The organism is Pseudomonas sp. P5_B2 (assembly GCF_056400445.1).
Window position 1 is genome coordinate 1 of the sequence record NZ_JBFULH010000877.1, and the last position, 1,416, is coordinate 1,416.

General features: G+C 56.7%; 2 protein-coding genes and 1 pseudogene. All 3 read right to left on the reverse strand.

Features of this window, described 5'->3' with window-relative positions; translation table 11 throughout:
- Positions 1–39: 39 nt before the first annotated feature.
- Positions 40–735: a hypothetical protein gene (locus tag AC1DRJ_RS27640; protein ID WP_477804944.1), complete on the reverse strand. Its 696-nt coding sequence runs from the start codon at positions 733–735 to the stop codon at positions 40–42.
- A 3-nt stretch (positions 736–738) separates the two neighbouring features.
- Entirely contained in the window at positions 739–1,053 is a 315-nt protein-coding gene (locus tag AC1DRJ_RS27645) for a hypothetical protein (protein WP_477804945.1), read from the reverse strand.
- 2 nt (positions 1,054–1,055) lie between these two features.
- Positions 1,056–1,416 (reverse strand): annotated as a pseudogene (locus AC1DRJ_RS27650) (tyrosine-type recombinase/integrase); the annotation flags it as partial.

The window sequence follows — 1,416 nt, forward strand, 5'->3', positions numbered from 1 at the left end:
GGTTAATTTCGCTCATCCGCTCACTGATGTCAACCGGCGTCATGCTGCCTTTTCAATCAACAATCCTTCCGCTTCCAGAATATCGCCCGCATGCGCCAGAGCTTCGTTCACGATGTCATCGGCCGCTTGGTTTATCGACTGTCTCCAACGACGCCGAGTCGACTCTGGCGTGCCTTCACTATCCCAAGTGTTCATGTCGTAGAAGCTGTCTTTCAACACGATCATGTCCGCAGATCGGCCCTCATCTTTCTTGGCCTTGGCTTTCCCGGCAGCTACCGCAGCTTTYACCATGGCCTCCCGACGCCAAGCGGGTGCATCCAAGGGGATCTCGACGGATACCGAGTTAACGATCTTTGGACGGGCACCCTTGAGTTGCGGGATAGCCCATGCGGTGACTGCCTTATAAAGGAACACCTTTGGTGCCGGGGTGTTGATGATGGCTTGCAGAGCGGCCAGCGCTTGAACCTTTCGACCTTTGTGCGTGCTGAATTTAGCAACCAGTGCATTCCAATGCTTCGGTGCAAGTCCATGGTGAAGCCTGGCCGAAACCCAGCAGTCCACCTGAGTACGATCGATCGAGTCAGCACTGCGGGAACGGACCAGCGTTGCCAGATCACCACCCTCTTCCTCATCGGCCGAGTTGTACAACTTTTGCCATGCCTGCTTGCTGGTGTTGTCGATGGCCTCAGCCGCGAGAGCCGAAACAACTGCATTCAGAATGCCTGGATAGATCATTGTTCAATCCCCCTTGAAAGACGAGCGGCCGGCGCCGCGGCGATTGCTCTGCTGGTATTCATCAACGATGCAACGTGCTGGGTTCTTGCCGACCAACTGACTGCGCTCCCGGCGGACCAGCCTTCCCAGCTGGACCACCAGGTCTTCGATCAACAGCGGCTCCAGGGTCTGGGCATGAACAAAGCCGGACGAGTGACAGCCGATGCAATCGAGCTCATGAAGCAGCCCCTTGATCAACCCCTTCCCGGCACATGAAGTGCACTCGGTCATCGGTATCAAACTGCGCACAAAGGCGGGTCCATGCTGCTTTTTCATCATTTTTAAACCTCGCCTATGGTTGATTCTTGAAGGGCCTCGCAGGCCTTGTGTTCTGTGGCTTGCAGCGAATTACCCGAATTTTCGTTTCTACCGCCCTCCAACCCGTGAATCAGGGAAAAACCCTTACTGTCTAAATGGCCGTGCCACAGTTCGAGGGCAGCACGCTTACGCTCTTCGACGGTGGTGTGGATGTAGGCCTGCACGTTGTGGCCCATGGCGTGGTTGATCAGCATCTCGCCAATCAGGAAGTCGATACCGAGGTCTGCCCAGCCAGTACGGGCCAACTTGCGCAGGTCGTGACTGCTCCACTCGCCCTGCCCCAGCCCGGTGAACACGGCGCTGGCCTGCCCTTCGCTCATGCCC